At 72.6% G+C, this 25241-nt stretch carries 24 protein-coding genes and 1 riboswitch; of the genes, 17 read left to right on the forward strand and 7 right to left on the reverse strand.

The window, feature by feature from the left end:
• Positions 1-796 precede the first annotated feature (796 nt).
• Positions 797-1543 (forward strand): transglycosylase family protein, encoded by a 747-nt coding sequence (locus ABEA93_RS05035; RefSeq protein ID WP_345674043.1) that lies wholly within the window; start codon positions 797-799, stop codon positions 1541-1543.
• Between the two features lie 171 nt (positions 1544-1714).
• Here the strand turns inward: ABEA93_RS05035 and ABEA93_RS05040 are convergent, their stop codons facing one another.
• Positions 1715-1888 (reverse strand): hypothetical protein, encoded by a 174-nt coding sequence (locus ABEA93_RS05040; protein WP_345674044.1) that lies wholly within the window; start codon positions 1886-1888, stop codon positions 1715-1717.
• Positions 1889-2122: 234 nt separating this feature from the next.
• Between ABEA93_RS05040 and ABEA93_RS05045 the strand changes: the two genes are divergently transcribed.
• The 3 genes from ABEA93_RS05045 to ABEA93_RS05055 all read left to right on the forward strand — a co-directional run bounded on the left by ABEA93_RS05045 (position 2123) and on the right by ABEA93_RS05055 (position 6234).
• Entirely contained in the window at positions 2123-3523 is a 1401-nt protein-coding gene (locus ABEA93_RS05045) for a vWA domain-containing protein (protein WP_345674045.1), read from the forward strand.
• A 182-nt stretch (positions 3524-3705) separates the two neighbouring features.
• The gene (locus tag ABEA93_RS05050) at positions 3706-4746 is read left to right on the forward strand and encodes an LLM class flavin-dependent oxidoreductase (protein ID WP_345674046.1); all 1041 of its coding nucleotides are present in this window, start codon (positions 3706-3708) and stop codon (positions 4744-4746) included.
• A gap of 117 nt (positions 4747-4863) precedes the next feature.
• Entirely contained in the window at positions 4864-6234 is a 1371-nt protein-coding gene (locus ABEA93_RS05055) for an MmgE/PrpD family protein (RefSeq protein ID WP_345674047.1), read from the forward strand.
• Between the two features lie 4 nt (positions 6235-6238).
• On the opposite strand, the gene ABEA93_RS05060 is transcribed toward ABEA93_RS05055, so the two are convergent.
• On the reverse strand, positions 6239-6823 hold the full coding sequence (locus ABEA93_RS05060) for a TetR/AcrR family transcriptional regulator (protein WP_345674290.1): 585 nt from the start codon (positions 6821-6823) through the stop codon (positions 6239-6241).
• 159 nt (positions 6824-6982) lie between these two features.
• On the opposite strand from ABEA93_RS05060, the gene ABEA93_RS05065 reads away from it, so the two are divergent.
• Genes ABEA93_RS05065 through ABEA93_RS05080 form a run of 4 tightly spaced genes read left to right on the forward strand, consistent with a single transcriptional unit; the run spans position 6983 to position 8917 of the window.
• The gene (locus tag ABEA93_RS05065) at positions 6983-7654 is read left to right on the forward strand and encodes an FMN-dependent NADH-azoreductase (RefSeq protein WP_345674048.1); all 672 of its coding nucleotides are present in this window, start codon (positions 6983-6985) and stop codon (positions 7652-7654) included.
• Between the two features lies 1 nt (position 7655).
• Positions 7656-7973, forward strand: coding sequence for a DMT family transporter (locus ABEA93_RS05070; RefSeq protein WP_345674049.1), 318 nt, complete (start codon positions 7656-7658; stop codon positions 7971-7973).
• Between the two features lie 42 nt (positions 7974-8015).
• Complete coding sequence (locus tag ABEA93_RS05075; RefSeq protein ID WP_345674291.1) at positions 8016-8498, forward strand: thioredoxin family protein; 483 nt, start codon at positions 8016-8018, stop codon at positions 8496-8498.
• Complete coding sequence (locus ABEA93_RS05080; protein WP_345674050.1) at positions 8495-8917, forward strand: DUF4395 domain-containing protein; 423 nt, start codon at positions 8495-8497, stop codon at positions 8915-8917. Before ABEA93_RS05075 ends, ABEA93_RS05080 begins: the two co-directional genes overlap by 4 nt.
• A gap of 4 nt (positions 8918-8921) precedes the next feature.
• On the opposite strand, the gene ABEA93_RS05085 is transcribed toward ABEA93_RS05080, so the two are convergent.
• The gene (locus tag ABEA93_RS05085) at positions 8922-9122 is read right to left on the reverse strand and encodes a hypothetical protein (protein WP_345674051.1); all 201 of its coding nucleotides are present in this window, start codon (positions 9120-9122) and stop codon (positions 8922-8924) included.
• 100 nt (positions 9123-9222) lie between these two features.
• Positions 9223-9334: riboswitch (TPP riboswitch) on the forward strand.
• Here ABEA93_RS05085 and thiC point away from each other — a divergent pair.
• Complete coding sequence (thiC, locus tag ABEA93_RS05090) at positions 9325-11088, forward strand: phosphomethylpyrimidine synthase ThiC (protein WP_345674052.1); 1764 nt, start codon at positions 9325-9327, stop codon at positions 11086-11088. Its footprint overlaps the riboswitch before it by 10 nt.
• Before the next feature lie 67 nt (positions 11089-11155).
• On the opposite strand, the gene ABEA93_RS05095 is transcribed toward thiC, so the two are convergent.
• The 3 genes from ABEA93_RS05095 to ABEA93_RS05105 all read right to left on the reverse strand — a co-directional run bounded on the left by ABEA93_RS05095 (position 11156) and on the right by ABEA93_RS05105 (position 14387).
• Entirely contained in the window at positions 11156-11785 is a 630-nt protein-coding gene (locus tag ABEA93_RS05095; protein ID WP_345674053.1) for a hypothetical protein, read from the reverse strand.
• A 253-nt stretch (positions 11786-12038) separates the two neighbouring features.
• Positions 12039-12962 (reverse strand): metallophosphoesterase family protein, encoded by a 924-nt coding sequence (locus ABEA93_RS05100; RefSeq protein ID WP_345674054.1) that lies wholly within the window; start codon positions 12960-12962, stop codon positions 12039-12041.
• 327 nt (positions 12963-13289) lie between these two features.
• Positions 13290-14387: a LacI family DNA-binding transcriptional regulator gene (locus ABEA93_RS05105; protein ID WP_345674055.1), complete on the reverse strand. Its 1098-nt coding sequence runs from the start codon at positions 14385-14387 to the stop codon at positions 13290-13292.
• A gap of 272 nt (positions 14388-14659) precedes the next feature.
• Between ABEA93_RS05105 and hisC the strand changes: the two genes are divergently transcribed.
• The gene (gene hisC / locus ABEA93_RS05110; RefSeq protein WP_345674056.1) at positions 14660-15760 is read left to right on the forward strand and encodes a histidinol-phosphate transaminase; all 1101 of its coding nucleotides are present in this window, start codon (positions 14660-14662) and stop codon (positions 15758-15760) included.
• 91 nt (positions 15761-15851) lie between these two features.
• On the opposite strand, the gene ABEA93_RS05115 is transcribed toward hisC, so the two are convergent.
• Positions 15852-16475 carry a hypothetical protein gene (locus ABEA93_RS05115; protein ID WP_345674057.1) on the reverse strand — a complete coding sequence of 208 codons (624 nt, stop codon included), beginning with the start codon at positions 16473-16475 and terminating at the stop codon, positions 15852-15854.
• 202 nt (positions 16476-16677) lie between these two features.
• Between ABEA93_RS05115 and ABEA93_RS05120 the strand changes: the two genes are divergently transcribed.
• The 7 genes from ABEA93_RS05120 to ABEA93_RS05150 all read left to right on the forward strand — a co-directional run bounded on the left by ABEA93_RS05120 (position 16678) and on the right by ABEA93_RS05150 (position 25230).
• Positions 16678-18177, forward strand: coding sequence for an efflux RND transporter periplasmic adaptor subunit (locus tag ABEA93_RS05120; protein ID WP_345674058.1), 1500 nt, complete (start codon positions 16678-16680; stop codon positions 18175-18177).
• Positions 18174-18998 (forward strand): ABC transporter ATP-binding protein, encoded by an 825-nt coding sequence (locus tag ABEA93_RS05125; RefSeq protein WP_345674059.1) that lies wholly within the window; start codon positions 18174-18176, stop codon positions 18996-18998. The genes ABEA93_RS05120 and ABEA93_RS05125 overlap by 4 nt, the downstream gene beginning before the upstream one ends.
• Positions 18995-20215, forward strand: coding sequence for an ABC transporter permease (locus ABEA93_RS05130; RefSeq protein ID WP_345674060.1), 1221 nt, complete (start codon positions 18995-18997; stop codon positions 20213-20215). Before ABEA93_RS05125 ends, ABEA93_RS05130 begins: the two co-directional genes overlap by 4 nt.
• Positions 20208-21014: a hypothetical protein gene (locus ABEA93_RS05135; protein WP_345674061.1), complete on the forward strand. Its 807-nt coding sequence runs from the start codon at positions 20208-20210 to the stop codon at positions 21012-21014. Before ABEA93_RS05130 ends, ABEA93_RS05135 begins: the two co-directional genes overlap by 8 nt.
• Position 21015: 1 nt before the next feature.
• Positions 21016-21816 carry a response regulator transcription factor gene (locus tag ABEA93_RS05140; protein ID WP_345674062.1) on the forward strand — a complete coding sequence of 267 codons (801 nt, stop codon included), beginning with the start codon at positions 21016-21018 and terminating at the stop codon, positions 21814-21816.
• Positions 21817-21944: 128 nt separating this feature from the next.
• Positions 21945-23438, forward strand: a complete 1494-nt coding sequence (locus ABEA93_RS05145) for a sensor histidine kinase (RefSeq protein ID WP_345674063.1) — start codon at positions 21945-21947, stop codon at positions 23436-23438.
• A 343-nt stretch (positions 23439-23781) separates the two neighbouring features.
• Positions 23782-25230 carry a cytochrome ubiquinol oxidase subunit I gene (locus ABEA93_RS05150; RefSeq protein WP_345674064.1) on the forward strand — a complete coding sequence of 483 codons (1449 nt, stop codon included), beginning with the start codon at positions 23782-23784 and terminating at the stop codon, positions 25228-25230.
• Positions 25231-25241 lie beyond the last annotated feature (11 nt).

Below are 25241 nucleotides of genomic sequence, written 5' to 3' on the forward strand. Positions count from 1 at the left end.
TTCAGGCCGTTTCGGGTACGGTTCCGGCCCCTTTTGCGGGCGGGTTCGGTCCGGTTCGGCCCGGCACGCGCGCGGAGGCCGAGGCGGCCCGCCGGATGCGGTTATCCCCGGGAAAGTGGGCTGAGTCACAGGTATTCGCGGGGCGCAGGTAATGCCGTCCGGGTATTGCGCCGACTTGATCGCCGTCTTTCCTTGCCGGAATCACTGCAGTTGAGAGGCGGCGCGCGCGGTCGTGCGCCGGGCGCGCGGAACCCCTATTACGCGGCGCGATCATCGACAAGGTGAACGGCCGTGTGAACTCGGTCACGCGGCAATCACAAGACCGGCAAAACCGGACGGAACGACCGTCGAGCGGTCATTCCATCTCACCGGTTGTCCGGCAATCGGGTGACTACCGTGCGTAATGTATGAACAGATGGTAACCGATTCACTCCTTTGCGCTTATCACCGAGGGGCAAACAGGACGTTTCGTTCCCCATGCGCCCCACCGGCAAACTCCGAATCACCGGGAAAGACACACCCGAGTGCATCGGAAAAACGCGGGCTGACCTGCATAAACATCGGAGGAGGTTGATAACGCCCCGATAACCTGCTTATGGTCTCGGCCAAGTGCAAATCGCACCCCGAGGGTTTCTCGACTCGAACGTCGAGGTCGGGATCCGCGCCTGGGAGGGACGCGGAACCAGCGATTGCCGGAACGATCTCGCCGCAAGGCGGAACCGGGTCGGCACCCCGTGCGGCACGGCCTTCGGGTCCGCGCCGCCGTATCGCCCCGCGGGAATTCCGAGAGGAATGTATGTCTCTCCGTTCCGCTTTCCGCAGCGACAACACCCACCGCGGCATGGGGCGCACCCAGCGCCGTGTCCGCACCGCCGTCGTCGCCGGTGCCGTGGTCGCCGCCCCCCTCGTGGGTGTCGCGGCCGCCGGTTCCGCCTCGGCCGCGAGCGTCTCGACGTGGGACAAGGTCGCGCAGTGCGAGAGTGGTGGCAACTGGTCCATCAACACGGGCAACGGTTACTACGGCGGCCTGCAGTTCACGGTCAGCACGTGGCGGGCCAACGGCGGCTCCGGCATGCCGCACCAGGCGTCCAAGTCCGAGCAGATCCGGGTCGCGGAGAACGTCCTCAAGAGCCAGGGCCCCGGTGCGTGGCCGGTGTGCGGTGCGAAGGCCGGCCTGTCGCGCGGCGGAGCCAGCCCGGACCTCGGCTCCTCGCAGACGCAGAGCAAGCCGCAGTCGAAGCCGCAGACCAAGCCGAGCACCTCGGCGGCGAAGCCGCAGACCAAGCCCCAGACGAAGCCGCAGACCAAGCCGCAGACTTCGGCCCCGTCCCAGACGTCGGCCAAGCCGGCCCAGCCGGCGGCGGCGCCGCAGGCGGCGGACGCGGCGGGTACTTACGTGGTCCAGGCGGGCGACACGCTCAGCAAGATCGCAGCGCAGCACGACGTGCCGGGCGGCTGGCAGGCGCTGTACGCCAAGAACCGCACCTTGGTCGGCTCCAATCCGGACCTGATCTTCCCGGGCCAGAAGCTCGTCCTGAGCTGACGCCGGAGAGTTTCCGAGGGTGACGTCCGAAGGGCCGTCTCGCACCGACGAGGTGCGAGACGGCCCTTCGGCATGCGCGGGTCGTTTGCGGGTAGCGCGCTGAGGGGCCGTCAGAAGGCCTCGGGAGGCCGGGAGGCGGGGGAGCCGGGTTGCGGGTCCGGCCGCGCGCCGTCAGCGCGGCAGCGGGTCTTCGGTGAGGGTCCGGCAGGCCCGTTCCATCCGGCGGGCTATGTCGCCCGCGCGTTCCAGGAGCAGCCGGGCCCGCTCGCGGTCACGCTCACGCCACACCAGGGCGTCGGCGTCCTCCGAGTCGGAGTCGCAGAGAGCGGGACCGTTGTTGTTCATGTTCGGTCGGTTTCCACATCCTTGGGAGAGTCATTCGTCTTTTGATGGATCGGCATGCGTGATTCCAGTCACGTCACGGACCGTCAGGAGTCGTCACATGATCGGAAGTTGTCGGCGCGCCCGGCCGCGGGCGTGGCCGACCGGCGGGCGCCGCAAGGCTTTTGCGGGCCGCCGCGGGCGGCAATTCGGGCCCTGGCCAGCGGGAGTGGGGCCGGGCCGGTCATCATGTCGTCCATGACGACGCTGATCGCCGGTGCCAATGTCCCCGTTCCGGCCGGGGACCTGACGGTGGTCGTCCGCTGGGCCGCGGGCGCGCACGGGTACGGCGCTTCCGCCGTGGATGCCTCGGCGCTGCTGGTCACCGCGGCCGGCCGGGTGCGGTCGGACGACGACTTCGTCTTCTACAACCAGCCGCAGGCGGCCGGCGGCGCGGTGGCGCACCACGTCGGGCAGGCCGGTTCGGAGTACCTGCGGGTGCGGCCCGAGGGGCTGCCCGCCGACGTCGACCGGGTCGTGGTGGCGGCGTCCGTGCACACCGGGACGTTCGCCGCGGTCGCCGGGCTCGCCCTCGACCTGGTCGACGCGCACGGCACGGTCACCGCGACGTTCCCGGTGCAGGCGCACGGCGCGGAGACCGTGATGGTGCTGGGCGAGCTGTACCGCCGCCAAGGCGCCTGGAAGCTCCGGGCGATCGGCCAGGGCTACGACAGCGGCCTGGCGGGCCTGGCGACCGACTACGGCGTCTCCATCGCCGAAGAGGACCCGACGCCCGCCCCGCCGCCCGGCGTGCTGCCCGCGTCCCCGCCGCCGCCCCCGGACCGCTGGGCGCCGCCTGCGTACGCCGACGACGCGACGATGCGGCTGCCCAACCCGGCCGACGACGCGGACACCGCCGGACTCCCGCCGAACATGGGCGCGTTGGTGTCGCTGCGCAAGGAGACCGTGCGGGTCACGCTGGAGAAGAAGGGCATGACCGGCGTGCGGGCGCGCGTCGCGGTGGTGCTCGACCGGTCCGGCTCGATGCGGTCGCTGTACGGCGGCGGCACGGTCGGCCGCCTCATCGAGCGGATGGCGCCGATCGCCGCCAAGCTCGACTCCGACGGTTCGCTCGACGCGTGGATCTTCGCCGACGAGTTCGCCCGGCTGCCGTCCTTCCGGGTGCCCGAACTCGCCCGCTGGATCGACTCCCACGTGTACATCCGCAGCAAGGGCCAGCAGGTCCCGCCGCTGCCGGACGGGAGCCAGCGCCAACCCGACACGCTCGCGCACGTGCGCGGCGGCAACAACGAGCCGCCGGTGATCCGCGACATCCTGGACTTCTACACCTCCCGGCCGGGCGACCCGGTCCTGGTGATCTTCTTCTCGGACGGCGGCATCAACCGCAGCAAGGAGATCGGCCGCCTCCTCACCGAAGCGGCCCGGTTCCCGGTGTTCTGGCAGTTCGTCGGCCTCGGCCGCGCCGACTACGGGGTCCTCGAGAAGTTCGACACGATGCCCGGCCGCGTGGTCGACAACGCCGGGTTCTTCCAGGTCGACGACTTCGACAAGGTGCCCGACGGCGAGCTGTACGACCGCCTGCTCGGCGAGTTCCCGCAGTGGCTCGCCGCGGCCCGCGCGCAGGGCATCGTCCGCTGACCCGGCCCGGTCCGCGCCGGGCCGGACGCGGGTCCGCCGCGACCCGGGCACCGGCGAGACTTTCGCCTGTGCCCGGCACCGGGTAGAAAAGGCTCAGCCCCCAAGGGGATGTGGGGGAACGTGGGGGATGCGGCCTTTGCACGGAGCGCGTACCGCCCCGCTCGCGAGACGGAGGTGCTCCGGTGACCCGGCTGCGGATCACATACAGCCCGTGGGGCGAAACGCTTACCGAGCTGTGTGCCGCGGCGGCGGCCGCCGAGGACGCCGGCGCCGACGTGCTGTGGGCGCCCGAACTCCACCGCAGCGGCACCATCGCGGCCGCCGCGATCGCGCACGCCACCAACCACGCGCACATAGGCACCAGCGCCGCCCTGGCGTTCACCCGGTCCCCGATGACCACCGCGCTGGAAGCCCTCGACCTCGACGAGCTGTCCGGCGGCCGGTTCCTGCTCGGGCTGGGAAGCGGCGTGCGGCGGCTCAACGAGGAGTGGCACGGCGTCCCCTTCGACCGCCCGGTCCGGCGCATGATGGAGACCGTCGCCGCGATAAGGCAATTCACCACGCAGTGCACCACCGGCGACCCGGTGGAGCTGCGCGGCGAGGTCGTCGGCATGCGCCTGCACGGCTACCGGCGGCCGTTCCCGGTGCGCCGCCCCCGCATACCCGTCTACGTCGCGAGCTTCGGTCCGGAGATGACCCGCTGCGCGGGCCGCGTCGCCGACGGGTGGATATCCCACGAACTGTGCTCGCCCGCCTACCTGAAGGACCGGCTGCTGCCGCACTTGGGCGAAGGCTTGACGCAGGCCGGGCGCGGGCCCGGCGACGTGGACGTGGTGGTGTCCGCGTGCTGCTCCGTCGACCCGGACCGGGCGGTCGCCCGGCGCCGTGCGGCCGGCACCGTCGGCTTCCACGCCACCGTGCGCACCTACGCCGACCTGTTCACCTACCACGGTCTGGGCGCGGAACAGACCGAAATAGACCGCCGGTTCCGGGCCGGGGCGGCCCCCGACGGTCTCGCCGACGCGGTGCCCGACCACATGGCCGACGCGCTGGCGCTCACCGGCACCGCCGACGACGTCCGGGCCCGGATCCTCGCCTACGAAGGCGTCGCGGACACCGTCCGGCTCACGCCGCCGACGCACGGGCTCACCCCGCGGGAGATCCGCACGGCGCAGCAGCGCGTCATCGAGTTGATCGCGGACCTGTCGGCCGACTGGCGGTGACCGGACCGGCCGCCAACGCCTCTGTCGGCAATCCCCAGTCGTAATCGGCCCTTCCACCGGGTACGACGCGGGGCAGGGACGCGGCACAGGGCCGCGCGGCCAGGGTGGGGGCCCGACATGACCGTTGCGACACACCTGGCGTTGTGGGCATTGGGACTGGCCGACGACGACGTTCCGGACGAGGTGCGCGACGCCGCGTGCCGCCAACTCCTCGACGGGGTCGGCACCGCGGTGGCGGCGGCACGGACGGGTGCCGGGGGACCGGCCGTGACGGTGGCCGGGCTGCTCGGCGGCCCGCGCAGAGCCGCGGTGATCGGTTCGACGGGCCCGAAACTGTCCGCACCGGCCGCCGCGTTCGCCAACGGTGCGCTCGTGCACGCACTGGACTACGACGGCACGCATCCTGCGGGCGTCGTGCACGCGACGGCTCCCGTGCTGGCCGCGGCGTTCGCCGCCGGCCAGGAGGCGCGGGCCACCGGGCGCGAGGTGCTGCTCGCTTCGGTCGCCGGGCTGGAGGCGGTGTGCCGGATCGCGGCCGCCGCGCCGCACGCGTTCCATGCCCGCGGCCTGCACGCGACCGGCATGGCCGGGGTGTTCGGGGCGGCGCTGGCGAGCGCGCGGCTGCTCGGGCTGGACGTGCAGCAGACCGTGCATGCGCTGGGTATCGCGGGGAGTTCCTCGTCCGGGCTGCTGGAGTGCCTGAACACCGGGGCGGAGACCAAGTTGCTGCACCCGGGCTCGGCGGCGGCCGGCGGGATGCTGGCGGCGTGGCTGGCCCGGGCCGGGGCGACCGGGCCGGACACCGTGTTCGAGGGCGAGTTCGGGTTCTACCGGGCGTTCACGGGGCGCTCCGTGGCGCCGCACCAGGTGATCGGCGGGCTCGGCGAGCGCTGGGAACTGCCGGACATCACGGTCAAGCAGTACCCGTGTTGCGAGCTGATCCACGCCTCGCTGCGCGCGGCGGCGACGGCGGCCGCGCAGATGGCCGAGGCGGGGCTGGGGCCGGACGACGTCGAGTCGGTGAAGGTCGCGGTGCCCAAGGAATCGATTCCGCTGGTCGGTACGCCGGACAAGGCGGCGCCGCGGTCGGTCTACGAGGCGAAGTTCTCGCTCGCGTGGTCGGTGGCCGCGATGCTGGTCGACGGATCGGTCGACGTCGACACGTATGCGGAGGGCTGCACGCGGCGGACCGCGCCGGCGGAACTCGCGCAGCGGGTGCGGATCTCCACGATCCGGTGCGACGGGCCCGCGGTGTCCGCGCCGGGCGAGCTGACCGTCCGGTTCCGCGGCGGGCGGCGGCTGCGTGTGGACGAGCCCGGGCTGACCGAGGTGCCGGACGAGGTGGTGACCGCGAAGTTCCACGCCAATGCGGGCGGCACGACGTCGGACTCGGAACTGCTGGCGGCGAAGCTGCGTGCGCTGGGCACGGTGTCGCGTATCGGGCCGCTGATCGAGCTGACCGCGAAGATCGCCGCCCCGCGCGGGTGACGGGTCAGGCCCGCGGTGCCAGCACGCCGCGGGCCAGCGCGGCCAGACCGGCCGCGATGCGGTCCGGACCCAGGCCGCGGCCGCGCTGCATCCGGTACACGTCGGGGGCCAGCGGGGCGAGGAGCTGGTCGGCGAGGACATCCGGGTCGGCGCCGGTGCCCGCCTCGGTCACCAGGTGCCGGACGTGCGCGCGCCAGAAGCCGTACGCGCCGGTCGCGAACCGGGCCTGCCCGGTCTCCGCGCCGAGCACCAGGTCCACATGCGACTCCAGCAGGTCGACCATCGCGGCGTAGAACGCGGCGAGCCGTTCCGCGGGTGCGGCCGGGCCCGGGCCCAGCGGCGCGGGGCCGCGCATGAGCCGTTCCTGGAGCGCGCGTTCGTGCTCGTCGAGCAGGGCGCGGGCGATGGAGGCGCGGTCCGGGTAGCGGCGGTAGAGGGTGCCGCGGCCGATCCCGGCGGCTTTCGCGATGTCGTCCATCGTCACCGCGGCCGGCTCGCCGTCGCGGAACAGCCGGTCCGCCGCGGCGAGCACGCGCGCCCGGTTGCGGGCCGCGTCCGCCCGCTCGCGGGCCGGGGCGGGGGCGGCCATCGGTAGCTCGGGAATCGGGTTCACGCCGGCCACTCTACGGCACCTCCGCGAATAAATGGACATGGCGTCCGGTTGACCCGTAAGGTCGTCTCCGAACAAGCGGACGGCATGTCCGCTTGTTCGGAAGCCGATGCCTGCCCCGCGACCTGGGAGTACGCCATGCCCCGCCTCCTCCACCTGGACAGCAGCGCCCGATCCGATGCGTTCTCGCGCCGCCTCGGCGCCGCCTTCGTGACGTCGTGGCAGGCGTCCGGCGGCGGCCCGGTCACCCACCGCGACCTGGCCGCCGACCCGCCCCCGCCGATCGGCGAAGCCTGGACGACGATCTGCGACACGCTGCTGCGCGAGGGCATCACCGACATCGCCCGCTACCCGGAAGCCGTGCGCACCGACGCCGAACGCGCCGCGTGGGCGATCGTGGCGCCGCTGCTCGACGAACTGGTCGCCGCGGACGTCGTGCTGATCGGCGCACCGATGTACAACTTCGGCGTGCCGGCCGCGCTCAAGGCGTGGATCGACCAGGTGACCTTCCCCAAGATGGTGCTGGCCCCGCGCCGCTTCGTCGTGGTGACGGGGCGCGGCGGCGCGTACGGCCCGGGCATGCCGCGCGAGCCGTTCGACCACCACGGCCGCTACCTCGCCGACTTCTTCCGCGGCCACTACGCCGTCGACGACGCGGTGTTCGTGCACGCCGAGCTGACCAACGCGCTCGTCGACCCGGGACTCGTGGAGCGGTTCCCGCAGCACAAGGAATGGGCCGTCGCCGCCTATGCGCAAGCCGCCGGCCTGGGCGCCGAGCTGGCCGGATTCGTCCTGCCGAGGGAGGACTGACATGCCGTGGATATGGCTGCTGCTGGCCGGCGTCGTCGAGGTCGCCTGGTCGCAGAGCATCAAACCGACCGAGGGCTTCACCAAGCTGCCGCAGACCGCGCTGTGCTTCGTCCTCATGGTCGGGGCGGTCTACCTGCTGTCCCGCGCCATGAAGGACCTGCCGACCGGGACCTCGTACGCCGTCTTCACCGGCATCGGCACGATCGGCGCCATCACGCTCGGCGTGGTCCTCCAGGGCGACAGACTCGACCTCGCGCGGATCACCGCACTGGCGCTCATCGTCGCCGGACTCACCGTGGCACGGCTCACTTCCGCCTAGCAGGGGGAATAGCGTCGGCATACGGGTGTGTTGTCCGTCGTCATGCTCACCGGACTCGCCGTCGTCGCCTGCGTGCTGGCCGCCGCCACCGCGGTCGGCCTGTGGCGCCGCCGGACCGACGGAAGGATGCGCCCGGTGGCCGACTCCGCCGCGGCGGCGCCCGCGCCCGCCCTCACGCCCGACGAGATCGGCACCGCGCTCGGCGACCGCGCCACGTTCGTGCAGTTCTCCACCGCGTTCTGCGCCCCGTGCCGGACCACCCGGGCGCTGCTCGGCCAGGTCGCGGGCGAACTCGGCGGCGTCGTGCACGCCGAGATCGACGCCGAGCACCACCTGGATCTGGTGCGCCGCCTCGACGTCACCCGGACGCCGACCGTGCTCGTCCTCGACGCGCACGGCACGGTCGTCAAGCGCGCCACGGGCATCCCGCGCAGGCAGGACGCGCTGGCCGCGGTGGCGCTCGCCGCGGCGGGGGCGTCGGGGACCGGGGCGTCGGGGACCGAGGCGTCAGGGGTCGGGGCATGACCACGGGCCTCGACCCCCGCGGGCCGCGGTTCGCCGCCGCCGTGACCTCCGTCGTCCTCGCGGTCGTCGTGGTGACGGGGAGCGGATGGCTGCTGGCCGCGCAGGCGGCCGTGTTCGCCGTCGGGGCGTTCGCGGGTCCGGGCGCCGCGCCGTACGGCATGTTCTACCGCCGCGTCGTCGCGCCCCGACTGGCCCCGCCCGCCGAGCGCGAGGACCCGCGGCCGGTCCGGTTCGCGCAGTTCGTCGGACTGGCGTTCGCGGTCGTCGGCGCGGCGGCGTACCTGCTGGGCGCCCCGGTCGTCGGCATGGTCGCGGCCGCGGGCGCGCTGTTCGCGGCATACCTCAACGCGGCGTTCGGGCTGTGCCTCGGCTGCGAGATGTACCTGCGCTACCGCCGCGTGGTCCCGGCCCGCGGCTGACCGGTCAGCCGAACGCGGACTGCACGTACACCGTCCGCGGCGCCTGGTACTCCACGACGGTCACCAACTGCCCCACCTCGAACGTCTCGTCGGGCGTCACGGGATAGGCCAGGAACGCCTCGATGCCGCCCCGCACCCCGACCATGACCTCGCCCACCAGACCGGGACCGATCCGCCCCGTCACCTTCCCGCGCAAGCCGACCATGCGGCAATTGTGGACTGCCGCGGTGCCCCACGGCCGCCGGGATCCCCCTCGACCGGACGGGGCTGGCCGGAATGCCCGTTGTATGCCAGGGTGGTGGCCGACCGATACACGCGGGAGCTCGGGGCACCGGGCTGAGAGGGCGCTGACAGAGCCGCGCCGACCGCAGAACCTGACCGGGTAATGCCGGCGTAGGGAGATTTCGATGTCGACGCCCTCCAATGCGTCCACGCCTGCCCGCAACTCCGCCCCCGCCGGGGCCGGAACGGGCATCACCACCGGTGCGATCTCCGCGGCGCACCACAAGCAATACCTCACCGGATCACGCGACGACCTGCGGGTTCCGGTGCGGACCGTGCACCTGACCGACGACTCGACGGTGCGCTTGTACGACACGTCCGGCCCGTACACCGACCCCGCCTACGAGGTCGACGTCCGCCGCGGCCTGCCGCCGATCCGCGATCCCTGGATCGACGAACGCGGCGACACCGAGCGCTACGACGGCCGCATCGCGGCCCTCGGCGTGCTCCCCGGCGCCCCCGTCGTCCGCCCCCGCCGTGCCACCGGCGGCACGGCGGCCACCCAACTCGCCTACGCGCGCCGCGGCGTGGTCACCCCGGAGATGGAGTTCGCGGCGATCCGCGAAGGCCTGTCCCCGGAAACCGTGCGCGAAGCCCTCGCGGCGGGGCGCGCGGTGCTGCCCGCGAACATCAACCACCCGGAGATCGAGCCGATGCTCATCGGCAAGGACTTCCTGGTGAAGGTCAACGCCAACATCGGCAACTCGGCGGTGACTTCCTCGATCGAGGAGGAGACCGACAAGCTGGTGTGGGCGATCCGCTGGGGCGCCGACACGGTGATGGACCTGTCGACCGGCGATGACATCCACACCACGCGCGAGTGGATCGTGCGCAACTCGCCCGTCCCGATCGGCACGGTGCCGCTGTACCAGGCGCTGGAGAAGGTGAACGGCAAGCCTGAGGCCCTGACATGGGAGCTGTACCGGGACACCGTGGTCGAACAGGCCGAGCAGGGCGTCGACTACATGACCGTGCATGCGGGCGTGCTGCTGCGGTACGTGCCGCTGACCGCGCGCCGCAAGACCGGCATCGTCTCGCGCGGCGGATCGATCATGGCGGCGTGGTGCCTGGCGCACCACGAGGAGAACTTCCTCTACGCGAACTTCCGCGAACTCACCGAGATCCTGCGGGCGTACGACATCACCTACTCGCTCGGCGACGGCCTCCGCCCGGGCAGCACCCACGACGCCAACGACGAGGCGCAGTTCGCCGAACTCACCACGCTCGGCGAACTCGGGCGCATCGCCCGCGAGATGGACGTCCAGGTGATGATCGAGGGCCCCGGCCACGTGCCGATGCACAAGATCAAGGAGAACGTCGACCTCCAGCAGGAGATCTGCGACGAGGCGCCGTTCTACACCCTCGGCCCGCTCACCACCGACATCGCGCCCGGCTACGACCACATCACCTCGGCGATCGGCGCCGCGATGATCGGCATGTGGGGCACGGCGATGCTCTGCTATGTGACTCCCAAGGAGCACCTGGGGCTTCCGGACCGCGACGACGTCAAAGCGGGCGTGATCGCCTACAAGATCGCCGCCCACGCCGCGGATTTGGCCAAGGGCCACCCCACCGCCCACGAATGGGACGACGCCCTGTCCGACGCCCGTTTCGAGTTCCGCTGGCAAGACCAGTTCGACTTGGCCCTCGACCCGGATACCGCCCGCGCCTTCCACGACGAAACGCTCCCGGCGGCCCCGGCGAAGACCGCGCATTTCTGTTCGATGTGCGGTCCGAAGTTCTGCTCGATGCGCATTTCTTCGGACATCCGTGCGTACGCTGCGGCGCGCGGAGTGGACGAGGAATCCGCACGCACTGACGGCATGCGTGAGAAGTCCGCGGAATTCGCCGCGCAAGGCGGCAGGGTGTATCTGCCGCTCGCCGACTGAGCGGCCGAGCGGCGTTCGGTGACCCGGGCCCGGGCGTTCCCCCGTCGGGACGTCCGGGCCCGGGCGGTCAGCCGACCACGCCGTCGCGGCCGAGGGCCGCCGCGGCGAGGCGGGTGGTCATGAACGGCAGGATGCCGCGGTGCAGCAGGGCGCGGTGCCAGGCGTCGCGGGCCCGGCGGACGTCCTGGTCGGGGGCCGGGGTGCGCTGGTTGCGGCCCGCGGAGAAGAGCATGGCGAAGCCCGCGACGACGGCGGTGGTGAGGGCGATGGCCAGGGAAGCCAAGCCGACCAGGCGGAGCGGGGCGACCCCGTCGTCGTGGCGGGTGGTCAGGGCGATGGCGTAGTAGGCGCCGAGGAAGACCGCGGCGGAGATCGTCGCGACGATGATGGTCACCCAGGACGTCAGGGCGAACGCGCCGACGCCTTCCGCGGGTTCGGCGGTGTCCACGGCGTCGAGCGCGGCCGGCTCGGCGCGGTCCTCGGCGTCGGTCAGGCGCAGGTACTCGGCCGCGGCCGCCCCGGTGATCAATTCGGCGTGCGCCCAAGTGGCCGTGCGGAGTTGCTCGGCATTGATATCCGGCGTTTCGGCGAGAGCCTTCGCGATTTCCTCGACGTGCAGGGCCTCGTCGACGAACTGCTCGAAAAGCCTTCGGTGTTCCTCACGTCGGAAGGGGTGTGGGTGCTGGTCGTTGTGCATCGGATCCCCCGAGGTCGACCGCCGCGCGGGTGCGCCCGCGTCCGCCCCAAACCCGCCGGGCCGCAAAGGTGGCGACGATTCCCGTCGCTCGCCGCCTCGCGGCCGGGCGGCGGCGGAGCGGATATCACCGATGGTAGAGCGCAGCCGGGGGATTTCGGACAGGGATTTCCCTCTGGTGCGGGGCATTCCGTCCGCGGGGGAATGCGCGGCGGTACGCGGGGCAACGCGAGTGAAACCGCAGCGGGGGAGAGACTCAGCGGTACTCGGGGTCCTCGTCGATGTCGTAGACCATGCCGAGAGTTTCGTCGTCCGACCCGGACACCGGCGGCTCGACCGGCTCGCGCAGCGGCAGCCGCGCGACCAGGCACGGACCGCCCAGGTAGATGCCGCCGTCCAGGTTGATGACCTGGCCGTCGGCGTACACCCGCGGGCCGTCGATCAGCGCCGGGTCCTCGCCGGTCTGGTACGGGATCGGCGTGTGCCCGTGCACGATCTGCCGTCCGCCCAGCTCGCCCATCAGGTCCGCGGCCGCCAGCGTGCCCGTCTCGCCCATGAAGGCGCCGCGCCGGGTGAGGTTGCGGAACAGGTCCCAGCACGGCAGCGGCTCGGGGTCGCCGAGCAGGTCGCGGATCTCGCCGTCGATGTCCTCGATGGTGCTGCCGTACTCCAGGTACGCGTTGCTGTCCGAGTGCACCAGCAGGTACTGGTCGACGACCGCGGCGACCGGCTGGCGGGCCAGCCACAGGGCCTGCGCGTCGGTGAACCGGTCCAGGTCCCACTGCAGGCCGCCGTTGCGCAGCCAGATCTCCCGGAACGTCGTCGAGCCGCCCGCCACCGGCACCGGGTGGTCGCCGAAGAAGTACACGCCGAGCAGCAGGATCTCGTGGTTGCCGAGCAGCATCCGCGAGCTGCCGCCGGCCTCGGCGGCCTCCTCGGACAGCTGCATGGCCAGCTCGACCACGCCGATGCCGTCCGGGCCCCGGTCGGTGAAGTCGCCGAGGAACCACAGGCGCGCGGCGCCGCCGGCCCAGTGGCCGTCCTCGTCGATCAGACCTTGTTCCAGGAGTGCCTCGCGCAGCGGCTCGAGGTGGCCGTGCACGTCGCCCACCACGTACAGCGGCGCGTCCTCGACGCCGACCGCGCCCGAGGTGTCGGGCGCTCCCGAGGCGATGCTCACGAGACGATTCCTTTCTTCCGCCCCCACGCCACACGGCACGCCATGAGGGTGCTGCCTGTCATGAAGCATGACGCACTGGCCGGCTTCCCGGCTGCGGTGGCGGGGCCCGAACATCTGTCGGAACCGCCGCCGGCCGCGGAGGCCGTGCGGTGACCGTATCCTGCGCGGGCTGATCCGGGAACGGTACGGCCCGGACGCGTCGCGCGTCCCGCGCATTCCGGGCGCTCCGGGGGCCTGTTCGCGGCGTCCGGACACGCCGGTGCTCGACCGATCGGAGCAGCCCCGCGCGGGCGGTCCGTCCGCCGGGCGGCGGCGGACGGACCGCCGCTACCCGCCGGGCACGGCCTGGACGCCCTGCCCGGACCGGGCGGCCGCGGTACGCGCGCTGGAATCGCGGACGGACAGACGGATCGGCACCGTGCGCTGCGCGGGGATGCGCGTGCCCGGCCCCTGGGCGTCGTCCTCGATCACCCCGACGAGCAGTTCCACCGCGCTGCTGCCCGCCACCCGCGGCTGGAGGCTCAGCGTGGTGAGCGCCGGGTCGCCCGAGGTGGCCGCGGCGTCCTCGCCGCAGCCGGCCACCAGCACGTCCTCCGGGACGCGCAGACCGCGGGTGCGGGCGGCGGCGAGGAGTTCGGCGCCGCAGCCTTCCTGGATGCCGTAGACCGCGTCGGGGCGTTCCCCGGCGGGCCGGTCGAAGAGCCGTCCGGCGGCTTCGCCGGCGGCGCCCGGGCGGCCGAGCACGTAGGTCTCGATGAGCGGCTCCCGGCCGTGCTCCGCGCACCAGGCCTGGTACGCCGCCACGCTCCGGCGCGCGTACGTCCCTTCGCCCGCCGCGAGCACCGCGATGCGCTGCGCGCCCGCGTCGGCGAAGTGCCCGAGGACGGTGTCCATCGCCAGCGCGTGGTCGATGTCCACCCAACCGTGCACCGTGCTGTCGCCCGGGTGGCCGCCGGTCACCACCGGGACGCCGCGGCGCAGCAGCTCGCGCACCATCGGATCGTCCTCGGCGGGGTCGACGACGATCGTGCCGTCGAGCGCGACGTTGCTCCACACGTCGTGGCGCGACGAGGTCGGCAGCACGACGAGCGCGTAGCCGCGGTCCAGCGCGGCGCCGGTCGCGGCGCGCACCAGCTCGGTGAACCAGCCGTACTCGGTGAGCGCGAACGGTTCTGCGGCGTGGTTGGTGGTGGTCAGCCCGATCAGGCCGGACCGCCCGGTGCGCAGGGTGCGCGCGGCGGCCGACGGGCGGTAGCCGAGCCGGTCGGCGACCTCGCGCACGTGCACGCGGGTCGAATCCGGAAGTCTGCCTTTGCCGTTCAGGGCATCGGAGACGGTCGTGATCGACACCCCGGCCGCGGCGGCCACATCGCGGATACCGACGCGCGCGGGGCGGCGCGCGGGCACTCCCTGGTCAACAGTCATCGCGACCGACATTAGGGCCGTTCGGGGGGCCAGGTGCCCGCCATGGGCTTCCTTTTGCGAAGAAACGGTTTTCCGCATACCTGGTCCTGAAGGTGTGTATTCCTTCGGCATTCCGCCGGGGGCGGCACAGGCCCGGGCTTCTGTTGCCCAGGGAACGCACCGGGGCGTCTCCGGGTTGCAATCGGCAGGCTCGTAAGGTGAGCGAAGGGCGTACGACGAGGTGCGCGCCTGCTCGTGCAAACCCGCATTCCGCGGGCGACTGGAGGACGACGGTGACCCACGACCACGCCGGAACCACCGGGCCCAGGCTGCGCGGCGTCCTGGACACGCTGCCCGCCTACACGCCGGGCCGCCCGGCCGCGGCGGGGGCGGACGCGCCGTCGTACAAGCTGTCGTCGAACGAGAACCCCTACCCGCCGCTGCCGGGCGTGCTGGCCACCGCCACCGCCGCGGCCGGGGAGATGAACCGCTACCCGGACCTGACCGCGGCCGCGCTGACCGCCGAACTCGCCGACCGGCTGGGTGTGCCGCAGTCCCATCTGGCGACCGGCACCGGCTCGGTCGGCGTCGCGCAGTCGCTGCTGCACGCCACGGCGGGCCCGGGCGACGAGGTGATCTTCGCGTGGCGGTCGTTCGAGGCGTACCCGATCATCACGCAGATCGCCGGCGCGACCGCGGTGACCATCCCGCTGCTGCCCGACGAGAGCCACGACCTGGACGCGATGGCCGACGCGGTGACCGACCGGACCCGGCTCATCTTCGTCTGCAACCCCAACAACCCCACCGGCAACGCCATTCGCCGTGCCGAGCTGGAGCGGTTCCTGGACCGCATCCCGACCTCGGTGCTGGTCGTGCTGGACGAGGCCTACAAGGAGTTCGTGCGCGACCCGGAGATCCCGGACGGCATCGAGATCTACCGCGACCGCCCGAACGTGGCCGTGCTGCGCACCTTCTCCAAGGCCTACGGCCTGGCCGGCCTGCGGGTCGGCTTCGCGGTGGCGCACGACCCGGTCGCCATAGCGCTGCGCAAGGTCGCGGTGCCGTTCGGCGTGAGCCACATCGCCCAGGAAGCCGCCATCGCGTCGCTGCGCTCGGAGGACGCGCTCCTGGAGCGCGTGGAGAACCTGGTCGCCGAGCGCACCCGCGTCTTCGACGCGCTGGTCGCGCAGGGCTGGACGGTGCCGGAGACCCAGGCCAACTTCGTGTGGCTGCGCCTCGGCGACCGCACGCAGGCGTTCGCCGCGGCGTGTGCGGAGGCGGGCGTCGTGGTCCGGCCCTACGGCGACGAGGGCGCGCGGATCACGATCGGGGAAAAGGAAGCGAACGACCTGTTCCTGGAGGTGGCCGGGCGGCTGGTGGGCGGCGCGGCCTGACGCCGACCCCCCGGTCATCCGACGGCTCGACCGCGCGGCGCCTCCCTCCGGAGCGCCGCGCGGCCGCATTTTCCGCGGTGGGCCGACGCCCTTACGGCGTGCCGGTGGCGGCCGGCGTCGGCGCGAGTGCCGCGCACGCCTTCAGCGCGTCCGCGACGCCCGCTGCCGAGCGGTCCAGCGCGGCGATCCCGCCCTGGGGGATCGTCACCTGGTGGTCCTTGAGGCAACTCGCGTACACCCGCTCGGCATTGCCGCCCCCGTTGCCCGCGCCGCCGGGCCCGGTGCCATTCCCGGCGCCGTTCCCGGGGCCGTTGCCGCCGTCCGGGCCGCCGCTGCGCTGCGGCCGCAGCGACGCGCACGCCTCCTGCGCCTTCTGCCACGCCGGGTCGGTGGCCCGGCCCTCGGGGAAGCCGGACGGCCGACCCGACGGGCGGTCGGTGGGCCGGTCGGTCGCGCGGTCGGTCGGCCGTCCCGACGGGCGTCCGCTGGGGCGGTTCGAACCGAACCCGCCGGCGCGCTCCGTGGGCATGGCGACGCCGTTCGCGCGCAAGCAGTCCGTGTACGCGGAGTTCGCGCCGGACTGGCCGGCCGCGCTGCCACTCGGCGCCGCGGATGCCGCCGCCGATTTGCCGCTGCCGCCGCCTCCGCAGCCCGCGAGCAGCAGTACCGCGGCCAAAGCCGCCGCGCCTGCCGCCCCCGTCCGGTTCGCGTCCACGTTTGTCCCTCCCGATCGATCCGGGTACGACGTAACCGCGCGGAGGTGTCCGCACCCCGGGAGAACACTGGGAGTTTCCGGGCAACCGCCGCCCCACGGGCAGGAAATATGAGGGAAAGTCCGGTTTTGCCGATCGGCTCTCCCAGCTTTCTCCCAGCCCGCCCCCAGCCTTGCGCCACCCCGGCGGCGAAGGCTGGCCCGCATGAGGCGAGTGAGACGACGCGGACCGATCCTGATCAACGCGGCACTGGCGGTCGCGCTGCTGACCGGTGCCGGGTTCGGGTATGCCGCGGTCAACGACAGCGGCAAGTCATCCTCCACGCAGCGGGTCCGCACGTCGGCCGTGGCGCGCGGCACGGTGCTCGCGTCCGTTTCGGCGTCCGGGACGCTCGTCTCGCCGTCCGACACCGGCGTTTCGTTCGGGGCGTCCGGCAAGGTCACCGAGGTGGACGTCAAGGTCGGCGACCAGGTCAAGACCGGCCAGGTGCTGGCCCGGATGGACGCCACGCAGGCCGACGAGGACCTCGCCGCCGCGCAGTCCGGCGTCACGGTGGCACAGGCCAACCTGGACAAGGCGGAGAAGGGCACGGCGGTGCAGTCCTCCGGCGGAGGCGGCAGCGGCGGCGGCAACAGCGGCAACAGCGGCAGTGCGCAGGCCGATGTCCGCCCGGCCGCGGCCGGGGCGGACGAGACCGCGTCGGAGCCCGCCGCCGGGTCGTCGGCGACGCCGCGTCCGGAGACGTCCGGCGGCAAGCAGACGTCCGCGCCCACGGTGACCGTGACGATCACCAAGACCGTGGCCGCTTCGCCGACGCCGAGCCCGTCCACCACGGTCGACGCCGCGCAGGTCGCGCAGGCGCAGAACGCGCTGGTGCAGGCGCAGAACAAGCTCGCGCAGGCACAGCGCGCGGTCGACGGGACGGTGCTGAAGGCTCCGAACGACGGCGTCGTGGCGTCGGTCGCGGGCAAGGTCGGGGACACCGTCGGGTCGTCGGGCTCCTCCGCTTCGGGGTCGGGGTCGACCGGGGGCGGGACCGGCGGCAGCGGCAACTCGGGGAGTTCGTCGAGCAGCAGCACGCCCAGCGGGTTCGTGGTGCTGACCAACCCGGGCGGCATGCAGGCCACCGCCTCGTTCTCCGAGGCGGACGCGGGCAAGATCAAGGCCGGGCAGGCCGCCGTGGTCACCCTCAACGTGGACAGCTCGGTCAAGCGCAACGCGAAGGTCGTGAGCATCAACCCGCTGCCGGACAGCGGCGGTTCGTCGGGCTCGGTGAAGTACTCGGCGCGCGTCGCGCTGGACGGCGACCTCAGCACCCTGCGCACCGGCCAGACCGCGAGCATCCAGGTGGTCATCCAGCAGGCCGACAACGCGCTGTATGTGCCGGCGGGTGCGGTCACCGGCACCGGCACCACCGGCACCGTGCAGGTCGACGTGGCCGGGCGCACCGAGCGCCGCCAGGTCGAACTCGGTGTCAAGGGCGACCAGACGACGCAGATCGTGTCCGGGCTCAACGAGGGCGACCTGGTGGTGACCGGCATCCAGGGCACGACCGGTACGGGCACCGGCGCGACCGGCCAGCAGGGCACGGGCACGACCCGCGGTGGGGCGGGCGGTGCCGCTGGGTTCGGCGGCGCCGGAGGCGCGGGCGGGCTCACCCTGCCGGGCGGCGGCGGTGCGGGCTTCGGCGGCGGTGGCCGGTGACGCGGCGTTCCCGGCACGGCCGGGCCAGACCCGACGACCGGCCGGCTGCCGCCGGCGCGAGCGCGGCGAAGTCCGACGCTCCGGTGATCGCGCTGCACGGCGTGGTCAAGTCGTACGGCATAGGCGACGGCGCGGTGCATGCCCTGCGCGGTGTCGACCTGGTCGTCGAGCGCGGTGACTACGTGGCGGTGATGGGTAGTTCGGGCTCCGGCAAGTCGACGCTGATGAACATCATCGGCTGCCTCGACGTGCCGACGGACGGGCGCTATCTGCTCGACGGGCTCGACGTCGGGGTGATGGACGAGCGGCGGCTGAGCCTCGTGCGGTCGCGGCGGATCGGGTTCGTGTTCCAGTCGTTCAACCTGATTCCGCGCACCAGCGCGCTCGCGAACGTGGCGCTGCCGCTGGCCTATGCGGGCGTCCGGGGCCGCGAGCGCCGCAAGCGTGCGCTGGCGGCGCTCGCCCACGTGGGCCTCGCGGACCGGGTGGACCACCACCCCAACGAGCTGTCCGGCGGCCAGCAGCAACGCGTCGCGGTGGCCCGGGCGTTGGTGACGGCGCCCGCGCTGCTGCTCGCCGACGAGCCGACCGGCAACCTGGACAGCCGCAGCACCGACGAAGTGCTCGGCATCATCGACCGGCTGAACGACGCGGGCCGCACGGTCCTCGTCATCACCCACGAGGCCGAAGTGGCCGAGCGGGCCAAGCGCGTGCTGCGGCTGGTCGACGGCCGCGTGGTCGAGGACCGGCGTCAGGCCGCGGTGGACGGGCCGCCCCCGGCGCTCGCCGCGGCGGCCGCTCCGGTGGGGGTGAGGCGGTGAATCCCTTCGAGATCATGCGGTTCGCGGTCCTCGGGCTGCTCGCCAACAAAATCCGCACCGGGCTGACGATGCTGGGCGTGCTGATCGGCGTCGGCGCGGTGATCATGCTGGTCGCGGTCGGCAACGGCTCGTCGCAGGCGGTGCGTTCGTCGATCGAGCAGCTGGGCACCAACCTGCTGACCGTGTCGCATACCGCGGGCGGCGGCCGGTTCGGCGCGGCGGGCTCGGGCAGCACGCTGAAGGACCTCACGGTCGACGACGCGAAGGCGCTCGCCGATCCGGCGGCCGCACCGCACGTGAAGTCCGCATCGCCGGTGCAGAGCACGTCCCAGAGCGTGACCTACGCCGGACAATCGGTGACGGTGAACCAGATCGTCGGCACCACGCCCGACTGGTTCGCGACGACCAACCACGACCTCGGCGACGGCGCGCTGTTCACCGCCGACGACGTGACGCTGTCCCGGCGCGTGGCGGTGCTCGGCACCACGACCGTCGAGAACGTCTTCGGGCCGGAAGACCCGATCGGCAAGGACGTGCTGGTCGGCGGCGTGCAGTTCCGCGTGGTCGGGGTCCTCCAGACCCGAGGCGGCTCGGGCGGGCAGGACCCGGACGACACCATCGCGGTCCCGCTGACCGCGCTGCGGGAGAGCCTGACCGGTTACGGCTCGCTGAGCCAGATCGCCGTCCAGGCCACCTCGTCGGGCGCCACCGCGCAGGCGCAGGCGGAGATCACCGAGATCCTCAATACCCGGCACCAGATCACGTCGTCGTCCGCGGCGGACTACCGCATCGTCAGCCAGGAATCCCTGCTCAGCGCCCGGGACGAGACGACGCACACGTTCACTGTGCTGCTCGCCGCGGTCGCGGCGATCTCGCTGCTGGTGGGCGGGATCGGCATCACCAACATCATGCTCGTGACGGTCGCCGAGCGGACCCGCGAAATCGGCATCCGGAAGGCGATCGGCGCGCCGCGCGGAGCGATCCTCGGGCAGTTCCTGGCCGAGTCGACGCTGCTGTCCGTATGCGGCGGGGGACTGGGCGTGGCCGCGGGCCTGTTCGCGTCCCGGTTCACGGTGGTCGGGATCGAGCCGGTGGTGGTGCCCAGCTCGGTGGTGGCGGCGTTCGGGGTGTCGGTGCTGATCGGGCTGTTCTTCGGCAGCTACCCGGCGGGGCGCGCGGCGGGCCTGCGCCCGATCGAGGCACTGCGGCATGAGTAACGACTTGCGCCCCGCAGGGCGCACCGGCACGGCGGAACAGGCGACGGAGGAGACGGCCATGGCGGCATCGGAGTACGCGGGCGAGGCGGACACCCGCGAGTTCGTCGGCGGCTTCTCGGGCCTGGCCCCCGAGGCGGCGGACCCGCAGGGCCCGGACGAGGCCGCGGCCGCCGCGGCCTCGGTGGACCTGCTCGCGCCGCCGGAAGGCGCCCGCGACGTCGAGGAGGAGCTGGCGGCGCCCCCGCGGGCGAAGCTCCCCCGGGTCACCCTGCTGCTGGCCGCGGGCGTGCTCCTGGCGGGCGGCTTCTTCGCCGGTGTCAAGGTCGACCGGTGGCAGAACGGCACCGGCGAGGACGCGGCCCGGGGCACCGCGCCCGCTGCGGGACGGCAGAACACCGCAGCTCAGGGGCAGGGTGCGGCGGGCACCGCGGGGCAGCCCGGGGGCCGCACGGGCACCGGCGGCGCCGGGACGACGACGGGGACGGTGAAGCTGGTCGACGGGTCCACGGTCTACGTCACCGACGCATCAGGCACCATCGTGAAGGTGACGACGAACGCGGATACGAAGATCCAGGTCTCCCAGGACGGCAAACCCGCCGACCTGAAGCCGGGCGACACCGTCGTGGTGCGCGGTGCCGCGGGCGACGACGGCACGGTGGCGGCGAGCACGGTGACGCAGGGCCAGGCCGGGGCGGGCCTCGCGTCCGGAGGCTTCGGCGGCGCCGGGACGGCCGCGGGGACGGGCGCCGGGACCGGCGCCGGCGGCACCCGTGCGGGCACGGGCTCAGGGCGCGGCTGACATGGCGGGCATATCCGGGATGTCCGGCCGCGGCGACTCCGGGCCGGCGGCGGGATTCCCGCACCCGGTGCCCGCGGCCCGCACCCCCGCGCCGACCTCCGGAGCCCGTCTGCTGGTCGTCGACGACGAGCCGAACATCCGCGAGCTGCTGTCCGCGAGCCTGCGCTTCGCCGGATTCACCGTCGAGTCCGCCGCCACCGGCGGGGAAGCCGTGGCGGCCGCCCGCGCCCGGCGCCCCGACCTGGTCGTCCTCGACCTGATGCTGCCCGACATGGACGGCTTCTCCGTCGTCCGCAAACTGCACGCCGACGGCAGTCGCCCGCCGATCTTGTTCCTCACCGCGCGTGACGGCGTCGACGACAAGATCACCGGGCTGCGCATCGGCGGCGACGACTACGTCACCAAGCCGTTCAGCCTGGAAGAGCTGATCGCCCGCATCCAGGCCGTGCTGCGCCGCACGTCCGGCGAGAACGCCGAACCGGCCGCGCCGACCGAACGGCTCGCCGTCGCCGACCTCGTCCTCGACGTCGACGGCCACGAAGTGACCCGCGCGGGCGCCGAAGTGCCGCTTTCGCCCACCGAGTTCAAGCTGCTGCACTACCTGATGGTGAACACCGGCCGGGTCGTGTCCAAGAGCCAGATCCTCGAACACGTCTGGCACTACGACTTCGGCGGGGACGCCAGCATCGTCGAGTCGTACATCAGCTACCTGCGGCGCAAGGTCGACAACGCCGAGCCCAAACTGATCCACACGGTGCGCGGGGTGGGGTACGTGCTGCGCCGTCCGCCCGCCTCGGCCTGATCCCGGTGCCCGAAATGCCTCCGACTTCGGACCGGTTGCCGCCGCCGCCCGCGTCTTCCCGGGCCCGCGGCCGGTTCCGGCGCGGGCTGGGGCGGGTGCGGCCGAACCGTTTCTCGCTGCGTTCCCGCGTGCTCACCACCGCGATCGCGCTGGTCGCGTGCGCGCTCGCGGTGAGCGCCACGTTCGTCACCGGCGCGCTGCGGGGCTACCTGACGGATCAGGTCGACCGGCAATTGGAGACCGCGGCACGGCAGCTGTCCCACGCCGGGGGCGACCGCACGGTGGAAGGGCCGGGCGGGTCCGGCGTCTCCACCTCCGGCAGCGGCACCGTCGGCCCCGGCTCCGGCACGGGTACCGGCGGCGGCACCGGAAGCGGGACGTTGTTCCCCCGGCCGCGCGTGAACGTCCTGCCCAGCCGGGTCGTCGCCGAATACCTCAACGAGGACGGCACCACCCGCGACCGGCTCCGCTCGCCCGGCAGCGAAGCCGAGAAGGGCCCCCGGCTCCCGCGCCTCGACGGCGCGGCGGTGCGGGACCGCGACCGTGCGCCGTTCGAAGCACGCAGCGCCGAAGGCGAAGGCCGGTGGCGGGTCATCGCGGTGCCGATGTCCAACGGCAACGGCAGCGTGGTCGTGGCGACGTCGCTGCACGACGTGGACGCCACGGTCGCCCGCATGGACATGCTGTGCCTGGTGGTGGGCCTGGTGTCCATCGCGGTTCTCGGCGGGGTGGGGTGGTTCGCGATCCGCGCGAGCCTGCGCCCGCTGCGCCGGATCGAGGAGACCGCGGCGGCTATCGCGGCCGGCGACCTGTCGCACCGTGTGCCGGTGCCCGTGACCGGCACCGAGGTCGGGCGGTTGTCCGGCTCGCTCAACGGGATGCTCGCGCAGATCGAGTCGGGGTTCGCGGCCAGGGCCGAATCCGAGGCGCGGATGCGGCGCTTCGTCGCGGACGCCGGACACGAACTGCGCACGCCGCTGGCCAGCGTGCGCGGCTTCGCCGAGCTGTACCGGATGGGCGCGCTGTCGGATCCCGACGAAGTCGCCCGCACGATGCGGCGGATCGAGGACGAGGCGGTGCGGATGGGCGGCCTGGTCGAGGACCTGCTGCAGCTCGCCCGCCTCGACGAGCAGCGGCCGCTGCGCCTGGAACCGCTCGACCTGCGCGTGCTGGCCGGCGACGCGGTCCACGACATCGAAACGCTGGCCGCGGACCGCCCGGTCACCCTGAGCGGACGCGACGGCCGCCCGGCCCGGGCGGTGGTGGTGCCGGGCGACGAGGCGCGGTTGCGGCAGGTCGTGGGCAACCTGGTGACGAACGCGCTGAAGCACACGCCGCCGGGGACGGCGATCCACATCGTCGTGGACACCGAGGGCGGGTACGGCTACGTCGAGGTCGCGGACGAGGGGCCGGGGCTCGACGAGGTCCATGCGGCACGGGTTTTCGAACGGTTCTACCGGGTGGACTCGTCGCGGAGCCGGGGGACGGGCGGGGGATCGGGGCTGGGGTTGGCGATCGTGGACGCGTTGGTGACGCGGCATGGGGGGCAGGTGGAGTTGCGGAGTGAGGCGGGGCGGGGCGCCGCCTTCCGCGTCCTGCTGCCTCTTGTCGCCCCGTCATAGGGCCCTCCCTCCTCCCACCATCTCCAGGAGTCTCGCGTCGAAGGCCCCTCCCCCGCCCCCTCCGCCATCGGATCCATCCGACCCCCGCACCCTCCCACGTCGGCCCCCGGCGCCGACGTCCACTAACCCAGCCCTGTGGACAACCCCCACCCCACCCCCTGTAAGAACCCGTTCCACCCCCCGGTTAGTGTTTGTGAACGGATGCACAAGCCCGACTTTGTGAACGCATGCACAATGTCGAGCTTGTGAATCAATTCACAAGCTACACCCGCAAACCCTGTCAGACCCGCACAACCCAGCCCCGCTCAGCCAGCACCCAAGAACGATCCGGAGGAGGTCGTCCGTGGACCTCGCCCTCGACACCGTCGATATAGCCCGGTGGCAGTTCGGCATCACGACCGTCTACCACTTCCTTTTCGTCCCCCTGACGATCGGCCTGTCGACGCTCGTCGCATGCCTCCAGACCGCGTGGTACCGCACCGGGAAGGAGCACTACCTCAGGGCCACCAAGTTCTGGGGCAAGCTCTTCCTCATCAACTTCGCGATGGGCCTGGTCACGGGCATCGTCCAGGAGTTCCAGTTCGGCATGAACTGGTCCGACTACTCGCGGTTCGTCGGCGACGTGTTCGGCGCCCCGCTCGCCATCGAGGCGCTGCTCGCGTTCTTCCTCGAGTCCACGTTCCTCGGCCTGTGGATCTTCGGCTGGGAACGCCTGCCGAAGAAGATCCACCTCGCGGCCATCTGGGCGGCGGCCATCGGCACGATGCTGTCGGCGTACTTCATCCTCGCCGCCAACTCGTGGATGCAGCACCCGACCGGCTACAAGATCAACCCGGAGACCGGGCGCGCCGAGCTCACCGACTTCGTCGCCGTGCTCACCCAGAACACCGCGGTCTCCGCGTTCGCCCACGTGATCACCGCGGCGTTCCTCACCTCCGCGGCGTTCCTCGTCGGCATCAGCTGCTGGCACCTGCGCAAGCGCAACGAGGTCGAGGTCTTCCGCCCCTCGCTGCGCCTCGGCCTGTGGGTCGCCGTCGTGGCCGGGCTCGGCGTCGCCATCACCGGCGATTTCCAGGGCAAGATCATGTACGAGCAGCAGCCGATGAAGATGGCCTCGGCGGAAGCGCTGTGGGAGACCTCCCAGCCCGCGCCGTTCTCGATCTTCTCCTACGGCGACGTCAACAAGGGCCACAACAAGGTCGCGATCGAGGTCCCGGGGGCGCTGTCCTTCCTCGCGAAGAGCGACTTCAACGCCGAACTGCCCGGCATCAACGACCTCCAGCGCCAGATGGAGGCCAAGTACGGGCCCGGCGACTACCGCCCCAACATCCCGGTCACCTACTGGGGCTTCCGCCTCATGATCGGCTTCGGCATGACGTCGTTCGCGGTCGGCGCGGTCGGCCTGTGGCTGACCCGCAAGAAGCGGGACCTGCCGGCCAACAAGTGGATCTGGCGGGCCGGCATCTGGACCATGGTCTTCCCGCTGGCCGGCAACTCCTTCGGCTGGGTCTTCACCGAGATGGGCCGCCAGCCGTGGGCCGTGTTCGGCGTCCTCAAGACCGACTCCGCGGTCTCCCCGGGGGTGTCCACCGGTGAGGTCCTCACCTCGCTGATCACCTTCACGCTGCTGTACGCCGTCCTCGCCGTCATCGAGGTCGGCCTGCTCAAGCGCTACGTCAAGGCCGGGCCGCCGCAGGTCGAGAAGGCCCCGAAGGACGGCCCCGGCGGATCCGGCGCGTCGCCCGGCGAAGCCGACGCCGATGCCGACCGACCGCTCGCGTTCGCGTACTAAGGACCCCCGCG

The sequence above is a fragment of the Yinghuangia aomiensis genome, from assembly GCF_039542225.1.
GTDB lineage: Bacteria > Actinomycetota > Actinomycetes > Streptomycetales > Streptomycetaceae > Yinghuangia > Yinghuangia aomiensis.